Source organism: Arthrobacter pityocampae, from assembly GCF_002927275.1.
Taxonomy (GTDB): Bacteria; Actinomycetota; Actinomycetes; order Actinomycetales; family Micrococcaceae; genus Arthrobacter_D; species Arthrobacter_D pityocampae.
In genome coordinates, this window is sequence record NZ_PRKW01000005.1 from 414,503 (window position 1) to 430,561 (window position 16,059).

Consider the following 16,059-nt stretch of genomic DNA (forward strand, 5'->3'; position numbering starts at 1 on the left):
CTGCCGGCCGTCGAGTGAGGCTGGTGGAGCGTGAAGGAGGTGACCGGGCAGATGTCCGATTCCCGTGAAGTGATCGAGGACGCCGCCGTGCCCGGCCCGCGCCTCCACGTGGTGGCCGACGACGTCGCCTCCCTCCCGCCCGAGACGGCCGCCGCGCGACTGCAGGATCTGCTGGTGGACCACCCCGACGTCCACGCCTTCCTGCAGGAACTGGCCGTGTTCACCGCCGCGACGCTCGGCACCGAGGGCGACACCTACTGCGGTATCACGCTGCAGCGGTCCGTCCACGAGCAGTTCACCGTGGGCAGCAGCGGAGACAGGGCGCGGGCCATGGACGAGGTGCAGTACGAGCACGACGACGGCCCGTGCCTCCATGCACTGCGCGTACACGACGAGGTGTTCATCGCCGACGCCCGTACTGAGACGCGGTGGCCCGGGTTCATGGAGCACATCAGGCGGAACGACGTCGGTGCGATGTTCTGCCTTCCCCTGGATCTCGAGGGGAAGGCGCGGGCGGCCCTCAATCTGTATGCCGAGGACGCCTCCGTGTTCAGTGAGGACTACCGGCGGGTCGCGCGGGCCTTCACGGTGCAGGCGTCGCAGGCCCTGAAGCTCGCCGTGCGGGTGGCCCAGCACGCCGCGACGGCGGAGGACCTCCACGCCGTGCTGCAGACCCGCACCGAGATCGACCTCGCCGTCGGCATCATCATGGGCCAGGACAACTGCTCGCAGAAGGACGCGTTCGACAAGATGCGCCGGGCCTCCAACGCCCGCAACGTGAAGGTGCGGGTGCTCGCCGCCGGGATGGTCGCCAATCTGAACGGCACCGTCCCCCGCGCCCACTTCGACCCCTCCTGACCCCTGTGGCGCCGAGGCCGCGACGGCCCGTCCGGACCGTGCTGGTCGGTTTCGGCCACGGCGGCAGCGTCTTCCACGCACCGCTGGTCCAGCACGATCCCGGGCTGGACCTCGCCGTCGTCGTGACCCGTAGCCCCGAGCGTGGGGAAGCCGTGCGGGCCGCGTACCCCTCCGCCGTGGTGGCTGCGACCCTCGACGACGCACTCCGAGCCGTACCGGACCTCGGCCTCGCCGTCATCGCCACGCCTCATGCCACGCACGCGCCGCTCACCGCTGAGGCCCTGGGGCGCGGCCTGCACGTGGTGGTCGACAAGCCCTTCGTGGTGCACGCCGAGGACGGCGTACGGCTCGTCGACGCAGCGCGCGCTGCCGGCCGGCTCCTCGTGCCGTTCCACAACCGGCGGTGGGACGGTGACTTCCTGGCCGTGCGGGAGGCCGTCCTGGCAGGAGCTCTGGGGGAGGTGCGGCTGTTCGAGTCGGCGATGGAGTCCTGGAAGCCCTCCATCAGGAAGCCGTGGAAGCGCGCCGCCGGCCCGGCGGACGGCGGCGGCGTGCTCTACGACCTCGGCTCGCACCTGATCGACCAGGCACTGACCCTCTTCGGGCCGGCGGTCCCCGAGTACGCCGAACTGCGCCACGACCGCGGGGGTGCCGCCGAGGACTCGGCGTTCGTGGTCCTGCGGCACGACGGCGGGGTCACCAGCCACCTGCACGCGGGGTCCCTCGCGCCGCTCACCCGACCCCGTTTCCGCGTCACCGGGACGCAGGGCGGACTGGAGATCACGGGCGTGGACCCGCAGGAGGCGCTGCTCGCGGCGGGGGTGCCACCGGAGGGGATCGCAAACGCGGCCCGTGCCCTCACAGAACCGGCCCGGGGCGTCATGGGGCGCGACGGGGACACCCGGGCGCTCGTCGTCGGCCCCGGCCGGTACCCGGCCTTCTACGCTGGGCTCGTCGCGGCCCTCGAGGGGGACGGACCGCCACCCGTGCCAGCGGACCAGGCCCTCGACGTCGTACGGCTGATCGAACGGATCCACGCCGCGTACCCGGGCCGATGACGGGCGCCTGACCGGGCGGGATCGGCCAGGCCGGCAGTCCTGCTGCGGTCCGGCAGCGGTCCGGCTGCGGTCCGGTACCGGACCCGCGCTAGACGAGGGCCGACCAGTCCGTCGCCAGCTCCAGGCCGTGCGCCTCGGACACCGAGTGGTGCGTCACCCGCCCCGAGGCGACGTTCAGCCCGCGTGCCAGCGAGGGGTCGGCGTCGAAGGCGGCGCGGACGCCCCGGTCGGCCAGCGCGACGGCGTACCGCAGGGTGACGTTGGTCAGCGCGTAGGTCGAGGTGTTGGGGACGGCGCCGGGCATGTTGCCCACGCAGTAGAACAGCGATCCGTGCACCGTGAAGGTGGGGTCCTCGTGGGTGGTCACGCGGGAGTCCTCGAAGCACCCGCCCTGGTCCACGGCGATGTCCACGAGGACGCTGCCCGGCTTCATGCGGGAGACGAGCTCGTTCGTGATGAGCTTCGGGGCCCGGGCGCCGGGGATCAGGACGGAGCCGATCACCAGGTCGGCGTCGAGGACGGACGTCTCGATCTCCAGCGAGTTCGACGCGACCGTCTTGACGCGCCCGGCGTACAGGGCGTCGATCTCCCGCAGCCGGGGGATGTTGATGTCGAGGATGGTGACCTCGGCGCCCGTGCCGACCGCCATCGCCGTCGCGTTGGTGCCCGCCACCCCGGCCCCGAGGACCACGACCTTGGCGGGCCGCACCCCGGCGACGCCGCCGAGCAGCAGGCCGGGCCCGCCTCCCGGTGCCATCATGACCTGCGCGCCGACCTGGACGGAGAGGCGCCCGGCCACCTCGGACATCGGGGCGAGCAGGGGCAGGGCGCGGCCGTCCTGGACGGTCTCGTAGGCGATCGCGGTGACGCCGGCGTCCACCAGGGCACGGGTCAGGTCCGGTTCCGCGGCGAGGTGGAGGTAGGTGAAGAGGATGAGGCCCTTCCGGAAGCGGTGGTACTCGCCGGCAACCGGCTCCTTGACCTTCAGGACCATGTCCGCGCGTGCCCAGACATCGTCCGCGGCGTCGACGAGTTCGGCGCCCGCGGCCTCGTAGGCGGCGTCCGTGATGGCCGATCCGACGCCCGCTCCGCGTTCCACGAGCACGGTGTGCCCGTGGGCGCGGAACTCGTGCACACCGGACGCCGTGATGGCCACGCGGTACTCGTTGTTCTTCACTTCTTTGGGGACGCCGATGATCATTGAGTGCTCCACGGGTTCGATCGGGACGGGGTAGCTCCAGAATAGGAGCCGTCCGACGCGCTTCCGGGGCGACGCGTGGTCTGCCGGGCCGTGACGGGCATGCGAGATCGGGCACCGTTGCCGGGCGAGCCCGCCACACCGCCTTCCGGAGAGGGTGTGACGTGGACCACTAGCAGATCGGCGGCAAAGCCGCTATCGACAGATGTCGAGCCCAGGAACGTCAAATGTCGTCCCGGCCGGGCCCGCGCGCCTACTGTGGGGCTGTGCAGAACCAGCAGATCGAGGACCTCGTCGAGTCGCTCGCGCAGACGCTCGGCCGCGGGTTGTCCCTCGAGGACCCCGACGGCGTCCTCCTCGCCTACAGCAGCCACCAGACCTCGGCCGACCGCGTCCGGGTCAATTTCCTGCTGAGCAAGAAGGTGCCTGCGGACGTGAGCGAGTGGCAGCTCCGCCACGGGATCGCGCAGGCCGTCCGCCCGGTTGCCGTCCCCGCGAACGAGGGCCTCGGGATGCTGGGGCGGGTGTGCGTCCCCCTTCTGGTCCGCGGCTTCCGCGTGGGCTACCTGTGGGTCCAGCAGCTCTCCAACGAGGATCCGGCCCCGGGGATCCTCGCGGCCCTGCCGGCCATCCGCCCGACGATCGACCGCCTCGCCGAGCTGCTCCTCGAGACGGACACGGCGTCCTCCCAGCGGCGCGCCCAGCGTGAGGCCACGTTCCTCGCCGCGTGCCATGGTGTCGCCGCCGCAGTGGAGGACCTGCGCGGCTGGCGCGAGCTCGGCGGCCACGGGCCGTGGCGTGTAGCCCTCGTGCACGAGCTGTCCGAGGTCTCAGCACGCGCCGGGAGGGAGGACCCGCTCGAGGCCGCCCTGCTCCAGCGCACCATCGCCCTGCAGGCGACGGTCGGCGTCGAGCCCGTCCTGTTCAGTGCCGGCGCGTCCACGCACTCGGTCCTCCTGTGCGAGGCGCGGGTGGGCCGGAGCGCCCTCCAGCACGTGGTGGACCGATGCCGCAGCGAGGTGGCCAAACGGGCGGGACGTCCCGCGGGGCGGTTCGTGCTGGGCCTCAGCGAGCCCGCCGCCGATCCCCGGGATCTCGCGGACGCCTTCCGGCAGGCCGTGCACGCGGCCCAGGCCGACGCCGTCGACCCCCAGCCCGGGAAGGTGTCGGCGTTCGCCGATATCGGTGTGTACCAGTTCCTCGGCGCGGCGGGCTGGCAGGTCCCGGCGCACGGCAGCGTGCGGTTCGACGAGCTGTGCGAGGCGGACCGGCTCGGGGAACTCCTGCCGGTCCTCGAACTGCTGTACGACAAGAACGGCTCGGTGCAGGATGTGGCCGCGCAACTCCACCTGCACCGCAGCAGCGTCTACAACCGGCTGACGAGGATCCGCTCGATCATCGGCGCGGACCCGCTCGCCGGGACGGTGCGCCTGGAACTGCACCTCGCGCTCAAGGCCCGCAGGTGGCGCTCCCGACCCCGGTTCGAGCAGTCCTAGGACCGCGCCCGCACTACGCCTCGCCGCCCTCCGCCGCTGGGGGGTCCGATGCCGGTGGTGTCGCGCCCGAGGGGTCGGAGCGCCGCAGCTGGCTGCGCAGCCAGTCCTCGACGTCGGCCCGGCGCAGCCGCCGGTGCGATCCGCGGTACTCCACCGGGAGCGTGCCGGCATCGGTGAGCTTGCGCAGGTAGCTGTGCGAGATCCCGGCGAGCTCGGCCGCCTGCGAGGTGGTGAGCAGTTCGGCGACCGAGCTCACCTGGACGGCGTCGCCGTCGGACAGCCGGGCGAGGAGGTCGACGACGGCGGCCTGGGCCTCCCCGGGAAGGCGGTGGGCGGTGCCGTCGACGAACACGGTGACGTCGGCGCTTCCGCCCAGTGCGCGGCGCAGGGGCGCGGCCTGCTCCGGAGGAAGTGCCGCCGTGGATCTGGGGGCCCTGATGATCATGGGGTCATTGTGCCAGCAGGGGCCCGCAAGCGGGAGGTTTACGTGGGGTCCGAGGGTTCCGCATGGAGTAGCAGAGGTCTATCCTCGGCGTATACGTACCCCAAGTACCTGCACCCAGCGTCGGTTGCAGCTACGGAAACGGTGAACCTCATGACAACTATCGATCACGGGCGGAGCCTGCACACCACCACCACCTCCGCCGTCGCAGTCCCTCCCATCGAAGAAGCCCCCTCCTGCCCCCTGTGCCGTACGGACGACTACCTGATCTTCGAGGAGTTCGTGCCCGCGCGGCAGGCCGAGAACTCCACCGACCTCCTTCCCGCGAGCGCCTCCTACACGTGTTCCGAGTGCGGCACCTTCAACGCGCACGCGGTCCCGGAGTCGTGGCGGCCGCCGCAGTGGTTCTGGTACAGCTGACCGGTCCGCTTGACCTTTACGCGGCGTCAATTCCTACTCTGGAATTCTCCCGGCGCACCGTGCGGCGGGAGGAGGAGGACGACGTGGACTACCCGATCACCACCGTGGCTCGGCTGGCCGGCACCACGAGCCGGACCCTGCGCCACTACGGTGACGTCGGGCTGCTGGAACCGTCCCGCGTGGGCGCCAACGGGTACCGGTTCTACGATGCCCCGGCCCTTGTCAGGCTCCAGCGCATCCTGTTGCTGCGCTCCCTCGGACTGCCGATCCCGGCGATCCGTGCGGTGCTCGACGACGGCGACGAGGCTGCTCCGGCATCCGCCCTGCGGGCCCACCTCGACCACCTCCGCGGCGAGCAGCAACGGCTCGACCGCCAGATCACAGCGGTCCTCACGACGGTGGAGGCGCTGGAACGAGGGGAGGAACCCATGCCCGAGATGATGTTCGACGGATTCGACCACACGCGCTACCGGGAGGAGGTCGAGGAGCGGTGGGGCCGTGACGCCTACGCCCAGGGGGACACCTGGTGGCGCGGGAAGACCGGGGCGGAACGGGACGCCTTCGGGCGGGAGGTCGCGGACCTCAACGCGTGCTGGGCCGACGCCGCGGCCCGGGGTGTGCCACCGACCGGGGAGGAAGCCCAGGACCTGGCCGGGCGCCACGTCGCCTGGCTCTCCTCCGTCCCGGGCGCACTGCTCGACGACGACGGGGCCCTCCTGCCCGAGTACCTCCGCGGACTCGGGGCGATGTACGTCCAGGATCCCCGGTTCGCGGCGAACTATGGCGGACAGGGCGGCGCGGAATTCGTCCGTGACGCGCTCGAGGCGTGGCTCGAACGGGCTCCCTGACCGGGACGGGGCTGGGGGTCAGATGGGCCGTCCGCTGGATGGCCCATCTCGCGCCGTCCGGAGAACGAACACCTCGTGTGCACGGCACGAGTTCCGCCCGACCCAGCAGGAGGCCACCATGAGGATCCGCTTCTCCCACGGCAGGGTCCTCGCCGCGGCCGGCCTCGGCGTCGCGGTGCTCATCACCTCCTGCGGCGGACCCGGCGACCCGGGCCGGATGGCCCCGAACGGCGCCCCGTCCCAGGGCCGGTCGACGGCGCTGGGGGAACCCGTCGCCGTCGTCCCGGGTCTCGACGCGCCGTGGTCGGTGGTGTTCGTCGACGGGACGACGCTCGTCAGCGAGCGGGACAGCGCCAGGATCCTCGAAGTCCTCGATGACGGGGGGACGCGTGTCGTCGGCACGGTCGAGGGCGTCGCCGGTGGGGGAGAGGGGGGACTGCTCGGGCTGGCGGTCGACGACGATCAGCGGCTCTACGTCTATTCCACCGCCACGGACGGCAACCGGATCCAGCGTTTCGCACTCACCGGGACGCCCGGCGGCCTCGGGTTGGGAGAGGCGACGACGCTGCTCGACGGCATCCCGTCGGCGAACATCCACAACGGCGGCCGTCTCGCCTTCGGCCCCGACGGGATGTTGTACGCCACGACCGGCGACGCAGGCCGGCCCGACGCCGCCCAGGATCCAGCCTCGCTCGGAGGCAAGATCCTCCGCCTGACGCCTGACGGCGACGCCCCGGAGGACAACCCGTTCCCAGGTTCCCTCACCTACAGCTACGGTCACCGCAACCCCCAGGGCCTGGCATGGTCGGAGGACGGCACGATGTTCGCCACGGAGTTCGGGCAGAACACCTGGGACGAACTGAACGTCATCACACCCGGTGGCAACTACGGCTGGCCCGCCGTCGAGGGCATGGCCGGCGAGGAGGGGTTCACGGACCCCGTCCAGCAGTGGGACCCCGGGATCGCGAGTCCCAGCGGCATGGCCTACCGGGAGGGCACCCTGTACCTCGCGAACCTCCGTGGCCGCGTGCTGCGCACCGTACCGGCCTCCGATCCCGGACGAGCCGTGGACTACTTCTCCGGCGATTACGGCAGGCTCCGCGACGTCGCCGTCGGACCCGACGGCGCCCTGTGGCTCCTCACGAGCAACACCGACGGGCGAGGAGACCCCTCCGATCAGGACGATCAGCTCCTCCGCCTGCCCGCCCGAGCCTCCTGACCGCCGGTTCTCCTGCGATCCGTCCTGCTGCCGGTCGTCAGCTACGACCCGGACGGACAGCCGCGGAGCGCACGCTCACTCGGCCCACGGGCCGGCCGACCTGTCCCGGCCGCCCCGTTTCGCGCTGTACAGGCGGCGGTCCGCCTCCTGCAGCAGGGCCGACGTCGTCGCCCCCGGTGCGCAACCGGCGAAGCCGACGCTGACCGTGACGCGCAGGCCACCGTCGATCCCGGGCCACCGGAGCTCCCGGATGGCGGACAGCACCCGCTCCGCCACCTGCTCCGGGTCGGCGTCCTGCTGCAGGACCAGCAGGAACTCCTCGCCCCCGATCCGGGCGACGTGCTGGACCCCGCCGCACGTCTGGAGGGCCGCGGCGACGGCGACGAGCACGTCGTCGCCCGCGGCGTGCCCGTAGCGGTCGTTGACCAGTTTGAAGTGGTCGAGGTCGAGGATGGCCAGGGACGCGGTCCACGGTCCTCCGGCCTGCCAGGTCCGGACGACGTCCGGCAGCGTGTCCTCCACCCACCGCCGGTTGCGGACCTTCGTCAGGGGGTCGACGGCGACGGCCGCCTCCGCCTGCTCGGCGCGCTCCAGCGCCTCGGTGACGTTCTGCTCGGCGAACAGGTGGTCCACCCGGGAGCGGCGGGCCTCGATCCACCGGCTCCGCGCCGCCTGGTGGAACTGCCGGTGGAGTTCGTAGGCGAGCCGGAAATCGGCCGCGGACGCGGCGACGGCGGCGCGCTCCTCGAGGACGGTGGAGGCGACCTCCTCCAGGGCGTGACGCACGGTGATCTGCTCCGCCCGGTCGAGGGCGCGCCGCGCCGCGGGGAGGTTGCCGACCCCGTGGTGGGCCTGTGCGAGCAGGAGCATCCGGGTGGCGCGGGTCTCCGGCTGGGACGTGGCGGCGTCGTCGTCCCCGGCCCGCTCGAGCACGTCGAGCGCGTCCCAGGGACGGTTGTCCGCCAGATGGCCGCGTGCGAGGACATCCGACAGTTCGGCCTCGAGGTCCGGGGACGAGGCCATGACGGCTTCCAGCCGCCGCATCCAGAAGCGGGCCTCGTCCGGCATCGACTCGTCCAGCGCGGCGTGGAACGCGTTCGAGGCGATCTGGGCCAGGAGTTCGGGGTCCTCCAGCTGGTCCGCGAGGGCGAGCGCCCGGCGGGACACGTCGAAGCCGTGCTGGAGGAGCCCCGCGAACAGGAGGCCGAGCGCCTGGCGCGTGAGGAACTTCGCGCGGAGGCGGGGGAGTTCGGTGCCGTCCAGGAGGGTGACGGCGATGGTAGCCTGCTCCGCGCCGGAGCCGGAGTGGCCCCCGATGAGATCCATCATCGCGATCAGGGCGTGACAGCGGCTGGCGAGTCGCGCGTCGCCCTGCTCGGTGGCCCATTCGAGGATCTCCTGGCCCCGCGTCCGCGCCCCGGGCGCACCGTCCGTGCGTGCCAGGGCGTCGAGCCCGGTCACCTCGGCCCAGAATGCGACGTCGAGCCGTCCGAGCGTCTCCGCGAAGGCTCTGATCTCGGCGGCGTCCGCCGCAGCGCGAGGCAGGTCCGCGCTGATCTCCACGGCTTCGAGCGTGGCGATGAGGTCGCTCTCCTGCGCGAGGCGGAGTGAACCGCTTTCGATCACGGCGTCATTCATGGTGGCTCCAGATGGTCGGGGCAGCGCTGTCCTGCTGACCGTGGAGCGTGAACGAGACCATGGTGTGCGCTGACGTGCCGGATGGGACTGGCGTGATCAGTCTGCCGTGCCGGGGGCGGCACCTCAAGGGTTCGGGCTTGCGAATTTCGGCGCGTCGTGCAAAGCTTCGGCGCCGCACGCCCATCCCTATGCTGGGTGGACCACAGAGCTGCAGGTCGTCCCGCGTCGGTCCGCCGCAGGATGTGCAGGGATGACAGGAAGGATCGCCGTGACCACGGACAGCAGGGCGGGGCAGGACCCGAAGTACTGCAGGTCCTGCGGGCGCCGGATGGAGTGGCGGAAGAAGTGGGAGCGGAACTGGGACTCCGTGCTCTACTGCAGCGACGCCTGCCGGGCGCGGAAGGTGCGGCCGATCGACGAGGCCCTCGAGGACTGGCTGCTGACGCGTCTGCGGAGCGCGCCGCGCGGACAGGCCACCGACCCGGCGGACGCCGCACGGGCCCTGGGCGATGCGGGCCTCCTGCACGAACCGGCCCGGAACGCTGCCCGCCGTCTCGTGAACCGCGGCGTCGCGGAGATGGTGCAGCGCGGAGCCGTCATCGACCCGTCGACGGCGAAGGGGCCCGTGGGCCTACGTCCGGCCCGGTGAGGGAACCCGCGGAGCCGGAACGGGGCGTTGCTCGGGCTCGTAGCGGACGGTCCGGGCCGTCCGGCACGATCGGTCAGCACCGCGGTGGGACTCATCCGGAGTGGCTTCGGGCGAGGCAGTGGACAGCATTGGTAGCTTTGACCATGCTCGCTTACACAGCCGGGGACACTGACGTCCCGCTGCTCGAGGAAACCATCGGCCAGAACTTCGAGCGGATTGTTGCCCGATTCCCGTTTCATGACGCCCTGATCGAAGCTGCTCCCATCTCGAACGGAACTCCTCGTCGCTGGAGTTACACCGCCATGAACGATGAAGTGGACCGATTGGCGGGTGCGCTCATCGCACTGGGCATCGACAAGGGGGATCGGGTCGGGATCTGGAGTCCGAACTGCGCCGAATGGACCCTGCTGCAGTACGCAACGGCGAAGGCAGGCGTCATCCTGGTCAACGTCAACCCCGCCTACCGCAGCCATGAACTCGACTTCGTGGTGAAGCAGAACGGCCTGCGGATGCTCGTCGTCGCACCCTCGGACCGCAACAGCGACTACCTGGGGATGGCCCGACGGGCGCTGGCGGAGTGCCCTGAGCTGCGCGAGCTGGTGTTCCTGCCCGCTCACGACATTCCCGGCCTCACCGCCGGTGTCCCGCAGGACGCACGGGAAATGACGTACACCGCACTGCTCGACCGGGCCGAAGGCCTGGAGCCCACGGCGCTGAAACTGCGGATGGCCACCCAGAGTGCGCATGACCCCATCAATCTGCAGTACACCTCCGGCACCACGGGGTTCCCCAAGGGGGCTACTCTCACCCACCACAACATCCTCAACAACGGCTACGCGATCGGTGAGCTGCTGGGCTACACGGAGCGTGACCGGGTAGTCATCCCCGTGCCGTTCTACCACTGTTTCGGGATGGTCATCGGCAACCTGGCGACGCTGAGCCACGGCGCAGCTGCCGTCATTCCCGGACGCGCGTTCGACCCCGCGGCCGCATTGCAGGCCGTCCAGGACTTCGGCTGCACCTCCCTGTACGGGGTCCCCACCATGTTCATCGCCGAACTCGCCCTGCCCGATCTCTCCTCGTACGACCTGTCCACGCTCCGTACGGGGGTCATGGCAGGTTCACTGTGCCCCATCGAACTGATGAACAAGGTCATCACGCAGATGAACATGCGTGATGTGGCCATCTGTTACGGCATGACCGAGACCTCTCCGGTATCGACCATGACGGGGCCGTGGGACACCCTTCGCCAGCGCACCGAGACCGTGGGCCGCACCATGCCCCACCTCGAGAACCAGGTCATCGACCCCGGCACGCTGAAGGTCCTCGAGCGTGGCGAGATCGGAGAACTCTGCACCCGCGGCTATTCCGTCATGGCCGGGTACTGGGATCAGCCCGACAAGACAGCGGAAGCGATCGATGCCGAAGGGTGGATGCACACCGGCGATCTGGCCCGGATGGACGCCCAGGGCTACATCGTGATCGAAGGCCGCATCAAGGACCTGGTGATCCGGGGTGGCGAGAACATCTACCCGCGCGAGATCGAGGAATTCCTGTACACCCACCCCTCGATCCAGGACGTCCAGGTCATCGGGCTGCCTGATCCGAAGTACGGGGAGGAGCTCATGGCGTGCATCATCCTGGAAAGCGGCGCCGACCCCCTGGATGCGGCCGCGATCGCGGATTTCTGCCGTGGGCGCCTCGCCCACTACAAGATCCCCCGTTACGTGGAGATCCGCGAGACTTTCCCGATGACCGTCTCCGGCAAGATTCGCAAGGTCGAGATGCGTCACCAGGCGGTTGCACGATTGGGCCTGGACTCCTGAGGAGCCCCACCGGCGGATCATTGCCGAAGCACCTTCCCGGCACGTTTCGATGGCGCTTGGGGCCCGCTCTTCATGCGGTCCTCGCTCGAGTCGCAATTTCTGCCGCTCCTTCCGACGTTTCGCTGACTGCGTGACCGGATCCTGGGAGCGTTCGCATAGATTGACATCTCAGGACAATCTCGTAGGAGGGACGCCGCACAGATGTCCAGTGTGATCATGCCCGGTCTCGGGGTAGGGCAGAACCCGATGGAGTACCAGCGGTTGATGCTCGACGGGATGGCGTTCGCGGTGCTGCTCGTCGACCCGGCACGGCAGCGCATCACGGCGTCGAACACGGCGGCGGAGCAGCTGTTCGGGTATGGGGAAGGCGCCTTGGCGGAAGTCCCGTTGGGCACATGTCTTCCGTCCTGGAATGAGGACCTCAGCGATCCGCCGGCCACACCTCCTACCGCCGACGGCTTGCAGCGGCAGGTCTTCACGACCCGTGCGCAACGCTTCGGCGGCCGCAGCCTCGTGGTGGAGGTGCACGTCGCATCTCCGCCGCGTAGCGAGTGCTGGGTTGTGTCGGTGCGGACGGTGAATGAGGACACGTCGGAACCTCCGTCTCAACTCCAGGAGCTCGTGTCCCTGCTCAATGCGACGCTCGAATCGACGGCCGACGGCCTTCTGGTAGTCGGCACGGATGGGCGTATCACCGGGATCAATTCGCGCTTCGCGGAACTGTGGCGGATACCGAGCAGCGTCTTGGCGACCCATGACGATGCAGCCGTCATGGGTCTCGTCCTGCAACAGCTCAGCGACCCCGACGCCTTTTTCGCCAAGGTCCAGGAGTTGTATGCGGAGCCATGGGCAGAGAGCCTGGACGTCCTGCACTTCCTGGACGGGCGAGTCTTCGAACGATTCTCCCGCCCACAACTTCTCGCCGACACCGTGGTGGGCCGGGTGTGGAGTTTCCGGGACATCACCACGAGGCGCCATGCTGAACTCGAAGCCGAGCGGGCGTTGCGGAAACTCCGCAAACGGGCCAGGGAACTGCGCAAGCTCGCCTACACGGACCCGTTGACCGGGCTGGGCAACAGGGCCCTGTTCAACGATGCGCTGGAAGCCGCTCACTCCACCGCTGATCGAAAGGATCTGACCGTCCTCCTGCTGGATCTCGATGACTTCAAAGAGGTCAACGACATCTACGGACACCAGGCCGGCGATACGATGCTCGTCGAGGTCGCCCGACGACTGGGAACCTGCGTGCGCAAGAGCGACATCATCGCCCGCATCGGCGGGGACGAATTCGTGGTCATTCTTCGATCGAACGAGGACGCGGACGAGGTGGCGCAACGAGTCGTGGACGCCCTCAAAGTACCCGTGGAGATTGACGGCGTTGCCCTGCGCCCCAGCATCAGTCTCGGCATCGCCAGCCGGTACGCGGACTGCTGCCCGGACAGCGGCGCGTCGGACCTCTTCAGGCGCGCCGATATCGCCATGTACGAAGCCAAACGTACCGGCAAGAACCGCTTCGTCCGCTTCCAGCCGCCCATGATGGAGGCTCTCCTCCAGAAATCACGGCTGCAGGAGAGTCTCCGCCGCGCCGTGGACGATCACGACATCCACCCCGTCTACCAGTCGGTCCAGGACCGCGAGGGCAATGTCGTCCAATATGAGGCTCTCGCCCGATGGACGTGGGAGGGCCGCCCGTGCCCCCCGAGCATCTTCATCCCCGAGGCGGAGAACAGCGGTCTGATCGTCGAACTGGGTCGACAGGTCCTCACCCGTGCTTGCCGGGACGCCGGAGCATGGCTCGCGGAGGACGCCGGACGCAGCCTCGCGGTCAATGTCTCCGGACTGCAGATCGCCCAGACCGACTTCGCGGCGAATACGCTTGCGACGATTCGGAAGCAGGGCGTCAGCCCCTGCCAGCTGGTCCTCGAGGTCACCGAGCATCTGTTCCTGGAACCTGACGTCCATGTCATCGCCGAACTCTCAGCCCTGCGCACCGCCGGCGTGCGCATAGCACTTGACGACTTCGGCACCGGCTACTCATCCTTCGGTCAGCTCCAGGCCCTGCCCGTCGATGCCGTCAAGCTCGACAGGTCCTTCATCGACAAGATCCTCACACCGACAGACCGGTCGCCCATCGTGGAATCGATGATCGCCCTCGCGCACACCCTGGGTCTCGAAGTCACTGCCGAAGGGGTCGAGAAGCAGGTCCAGGCCGATTACCTCCACGGACTAGGCTGCAATCGGACCCAGGGCTTTCTCTACGGGAACGTGGCGCCCGCGATCTGACCTGGACCGGCACACCAATGGCGGGTCCGCTCCGGGCGTCATCGTGTTGGCGCGACCTGTCGGGTGGCATCGAGGGGTGCGAGGTGAGCTGCTCGAGGTGAGGGGGCGTTCCGGGTCATGGAGAGCGTCAGGACGACGACTGCGGCGAAGGTGATCACGGCGCCGGCCCAAATGGGTGAGGTGTAGCCGAGCCCCGCGCTGATGGTGACACCACCGATCCAGGCGCCGAGCGCATTGCCGATGTTGAACGCGCCGATATTGGCACCGGAGACGAGCGTGGTCGCTTCGCCGGCGTAATGCATGACCCGCATCTGCAGGCCCGGCACGGTCGCGAATCCGAAACCGCCCATCAGAATCAGAGAGATGACAGTGGCGGCTCTATTCTCGGCGACCAGGGCGAAGACGACGAGGACGACGGTGAGCGCCGCGAGGATGATGAGCAGGCTGCGGTCCGGCGCACGGTCGGCGGCGCGCCCGCCGACGAGATTGCCCACGAAGAGCCCTACGCCGAAGACGACGAGGAGCCACGGGACGGCGCTCGAGGGGAACCCGCTGACCTCGGTCAGGAGGTAGGCGATGTAGGTGAAGGCGCCGAACATGCCGCCGTAGCCGAGGATGGTGATGCTCAGGGACGCCCACACCTGGCCGGAGCGGAACGCACGGAGTTCGCGGCGCAGGCTGATGGCAGTGTCATCGCGCCCGGTCGCAGGTACCAGGAGGGCGATGCCGATGAAGGCGACGACCCCGATGGCGGTGATGGCCCAGAACGTCGAACGCCATCCGAAGGCCTGGCCGAGGAAGGTGCCAAGGGGGACACCGAGGACGTTGGAGACCGTGAGGCCGGTGAACATGACGGCGATGGCGCTCGCCTTCTTCTCGGGGGCCACCATCGAGCCGGCGACGACGGACCCGATGCCGAAGAACGCTCCGTGGCAGAGGGCTGCGATGATGCGACCCAGCATCATGAGGGTGTAGGTCGGCGCCACGGCGTCGAGCATGTTCCCCAGGATGAACAGGACCAGTAGACCGAGCAGGACCTGCTTCCGGGGGAGTCTGGTCACGGCGGCCGTGACCACCAGAGCCCCGACCGCGACGCTCAGGGCATAGCCGGTGATGAGCCATCCGGCCTGGGCTTCGGTGACTCCGAAGGTGCCGGCCACCTCGGGCATGAGCCCCATGATGATGAACTCGGTCAGTCCGATACCGAACCCGCCCAGAGCGAGGGCTAGAAGACCTTTAGGCATGGTGATCCTTCGTGGAGGGAGTGACGTGAGAGACGCGCAGCACGATCGTGCGGGGTGCGCAGCAGCGGCTGCGACCCATCGACTAAACTAGTTGCAGACGCGGGTAATATCGTTGCACAAGAAGGTATCCCGCGCAAGCAACTACTGTGGAGGAGTGTCTGCGATGAGTGTCGACGACGGTGCGATCGAGGTCCAGGCGCAGGGGTGGCGCATTCTGGCGGCGCTGCACAACCGGATCGAAGCGGAACTGGAGAGAGCATTGCGGGACGCCGCGGATCTGTCCGTGGTGGAGTTCACCATGCTCAGCGTCCTGTCGCGTCAGCCGGGATCGTGGCACCTGCGGATGCAGCAGGTCAGCCGGGCAACAGCGTTGAGTCCGAGCGCGACGACCCGCCTGGTGACCCGCCTGGAGAAGCGCGGACTCTTACGGCGTGTCCTCTGCGAGGACGACCGGCGCGGCATCTACACGGAACTGACCCAGGCCGGAGCGGATCTCCTGGCGTCGGTCCAGCCCGTGCACGACCAGGCGCTGACGAAAGCGCTGCAGGATGCGCGCGACGTGCCGGAGCTCGCCCTCCTCGTCGACGCCGTCCCGGCTCTGGCGGGCTCGTCACCTGCCATCGCCTAGGCATTCTTCATTCCACGACCACCACGTCGCTGAACCGAGCCCGCGGGCGGGTCGACCCTGGACCACCGACGATCTGCGTTCCGTCCGGTCCCCTGATCAGGGTCATTCCTTCCAGGCATGCCCCACATACTCCCTGCGTTCGGAGGACATGACGATGACGGGCTCTTCGACGAGACGCTCACCCTGGACGTCGGCTTTCCGTGCGGCGGCTCATCTGCGCTGATCGGCCGGGGCAATCCCAGATGTATCAGC

14 protein-coding genes are annotated in these 16,059 nt (G+C 69.4%); 10 read left to right on the forward strand and 4 right to left on the reverse strand.

The genetic code is table 11. From position 1 onward, the window contains the following. Nucleotides 1-51 precede the first annotated feature (51 nt). Both C4K88_RS13450 and C4K88_RS13455 read left to right on the forward strand, forming a co-directional pair. Nucleotides 52-858 (forward strand): GAF and ANTAR domain-containing protein, encoded by an 807-nt coding sequence (locus tag C4K88_RS13450; protein ID WP_104122122.1) that lies wholly within the window; start codon nucleotides 52-54, stop codon nucleotides 856-858. Between the two features lie 38 nt (nucleotides 859-896). Beyond that, the gene (locus C4K88_RS13455) at nucleotides 897-1,916 is read left to right on the forward strand and encodes a Gfo/Idh/MocA family protein (RefSeq protein WP_206604372.1); all 1,020 of its coding nucleotides are present in this window, start codon (nucleotides 897-899) and stop codon (nucleotides 1,914-1,916) included. A gap of 88 nt (nucleotides 1,917-2,004) precedes the next feature. On the opposite strand, the gene ald is transcribed toward C4K88_RS13455, so the two are convergent. After that, the gene (ald, locus tag C4K88_RS13460) at nucleotides 2,005-3,117 is read right to left on the reverse strand and encodes an alanine dehydrogenase (RefSeq protein ID WP_104122124.1); all 1,113 of its coding nucleotides are present in this window, start codon (nucleotides 3,115-3,117) and stop codon (nucleotides 2,005-2,007) included. Nucleotides 3,118-3,380: 263 nt separating this feature from the next. On the opposite strand from ald, the gene C4K88_RS13465 reads away from it, so the two are divergent. Beyond that, nucleotides 3,381-4,610 carry a PucR family transcriptional regulator gene (locus tag C4K88_RS13465; RefSeq protein WP_104122255.1) on the forward strand — a complete coding sequence of 410 codons (1,230 nt, stop codon included), beginning with the start codon at nucleotides 3,381-3,383 and terminating at the stop codon, nucleotides 4,608-4,610. 13 nt (nucleotides 4,611-4,623) lie between these two features. Here the strand turns inward: C4K88_RS13465 and C4K88_RS13470 are convergent, their stop codons facing one another. Beyond that, nucleotides 4,624-5,055, reverse strand: coding sequence for a helix-turn-helix domain-containing protein (locus C4K88_RS13470; RefSeq protein WP_104122125.1), 432 nt, complete (start codon nucleotides 5,053-5,055; stop codon nucleotides 4,624-4,626). Between the two features lie 150 nt (nucleotides 5,056-5,205). Here C4K88_RS13470 and C4K88_RS13475 point away from each other — a divergent pair, with 150 nt between their 5' ends. From C4K88_RS13475 to C4K88_RS13485, 3 genes are all read left to right on the forward strand, one after another. Next, nucleotides 5,206-5,472 (forward strand): hypothetical protein, encoded by a 267-nt coding sequence (locus C4K88_RS13475; protein WP_146065693.1) that lies wholly within the window; start codon nucleotides 5,206-5,208, stop codon nucleotides 5,470-5,472. A gap of 83 nt (nucleotides 5,473-5,555) precedes the next feature. Beyond that, nucleotides 5,556-6,320, forward strand: a complete 765-nt coding sequence (locus C4K88_RS13480; RefSeq protein WP_104122256.1) for a MerR family transcriptional regulator — start codon at nucleotides 5,556-5,558, stop codon at nucleotides 6,318-6,320. Nucleotides 6,321-6,438: 118 nt separating this feature from the next. Continuing rightward, the gene (locus C4K88_RS13485) at nucleotides 6,439-7,539 is read left to right on the forward strand and encodes a PQQ-dependent sugar dehydrogenase (RefSeq protein ID WP_104122127.1); all 1,101 of its coding nucleotides are present in this window, start codon (nucleotides 6,439-6,441) and stop codon (nucleotides 7,537-7,539) included. A gap of 75 nt (nucleotides 7,540-7,614) precedes the next feature. Here C4K88_RS13485 and C4K88_RS13490 read toward each other — a convergent pair whose 3' ends face one another. Beyond that, on the reverse strand, nucleotides 7,615-9,177 hold the full coding sequence (locus C4K88_RS13490) for a GGDEF domain-containing protein (protein WP_104122128.1): 1,563 nt from the start codon (nucleotides 9,175-9,177) through the stop codon (nucleotides 7,615-7,617). Between the two features lie 268 nt (nucleotides 9,178-9,445). Between C4K88_RS13490 and C4K88_RS13495 the strand changes: the two genes are divergently transcribed. From C4K88_RS13495 to C4K88_RS13505, 3 genes are all read left to right on the forward strand, one after another. Next, a complete protein-coding gene (locus tag C4K88_RS13495) occupies nucleotides 9,446-9,826 on the forward strand; it encodes a DUF2256 and DUF3253 domain-containing protein (RefSeq protein ID WP_241521932.1) in 381 nt (126 codons plus the stop codon). A gap of 143 nt (nucleotides 9,827-9,969) precedes the next feature. Beyond that, a complete protein-coding gene (locus tag C4K88_RS13500; protein WP_104122130.1) occupies nucleotides 9,970-11,652 on the forward strand; it encodes an AMP-binding protein in 1,683 nt (560 codons plus the stop codon). A gap of 201 nt (nucleotides 11,653-11,853) precedes the next feature. Beyond that, nucleotides 11,854-13,935, forward strand: a complete 2,082-nt coding sequence (locus tag C4K88_RS13505; RefSeq protein WP_104122131.1) for a putative bifunctional diguanylate cyclase/phosphodiesterase — start codon at nucleotides 11,854-11,856, stop codon at nucleotides 13,933-13,935. Between the two features lie 38 nt (nucleotides 13,936-13,973). Here C4K88_RS13505 and C4K88_RS13510 read toward each other — a convergent pair whose 3' ends face one another. Further along, nucleotides 13,974-15,179 (reverse strand): MFS transporter, encoded by a 1,206-nt coding sequence (locus C4K88_RS13510; RefSeq protein WP_104122132.1) that lies wholly within the window; start codon nucleotides 15,177-15,179, stop codon nucleotides 13,974-13,976. 163 nt (nucleotides 15,180-15,342) lie between these two features. On the opposite strand from C4K88_RS13510, the gene C4K88_RS13515 reads away from it, so the two are divergent. Beyond that, nucleotides 15,343-15,807, forward strand: coding sequence for a MarR family winged helix-turn-helix transcriptional regulator (locus tag C4K88_RS13515; protein WP_104122133.1), 465 nt, complete (start codon nucleotides 15,343-15,345; stop codon nucleotides 15,805-15,807). Nucleotides 15,808-16,059: the final 252 nt, after the last annotated feature.

Excerpts from the sequence above, each read along its gene's own strand:
- C4K88_RS13470 (WP_104122125.1), bottom strand. The coding sequence starts at position 5,055 with ATGATCATCAGGGCCCCCAGATCCACGGCGGCACTTCCTCCGGAGCAG.
- C4K88_RS13490 (WP_104122128.1), bottom strand. The coding sequence starts at position 9,177 with ATGAATGACGCCGTGATCGAAAGCGGTTCACTCCGCCTCGCGCAGGAG.
- C4K88_RS13500 (WP_104122130.1), top strand. The coding sequence starts at position 9,970 with ATGCTCGCTTACACAGCCGGGGACACTGACGTCCCGCTGCTCGAGGAA.
- C4K88_RS13485 (WP_104122127.1), top strand. The coding sequence starts at position 6,439 with ATGAGGATCCGCTTCTCCCACGGCAGGGTCCTCGCCGCGGCCGGCCTC.
- C4K88_RS13515 (WP_104122133.1), top strand. The coding sequence starts at position 15,343 with ATGAGTGTCGACGACGGTGCGATCGAGGTCCAGGCGCAGGGGTGGCGC.
- C4K88_RS13450 (WP_104122122.1), top strand. The coding sequence starts at position 52 with ATGTCCGATTCCCGTGAAGTGATCGAGGACGCCGCCGTGCCCGGCCCG.
- C4K88_RS13475 (WP_146065693.1), top strand. The coding sequence starts at position 5,206 with ATGACAACTATCGATCACGGGCGGAGCCTGCACACCACCACCACCTCC.
- C4K88_RS13505 (WP_104122131.1), top strand. The coding sequence starts at position 11,854 with ATGTCCAGTGTGATCATGCCCGGTCTCGGGGTAGGGCAGAACCCGATG.
- ald (WP_104122124.1), bottom strand. The coding sequence starts at position 3,117 with ATGATCATCGGCGTCCCCAAAGAAGTGAAGAACAACGAGTACCGCGTG.
- C4K88_RS13510 (WP_104122132.1), bottom strand. The coding sequence starts at position 15,179 with ATGCCTAAAGGTCTTCTAGCCCTCGCTCTGGGCGGGTTCGGTATCGGA.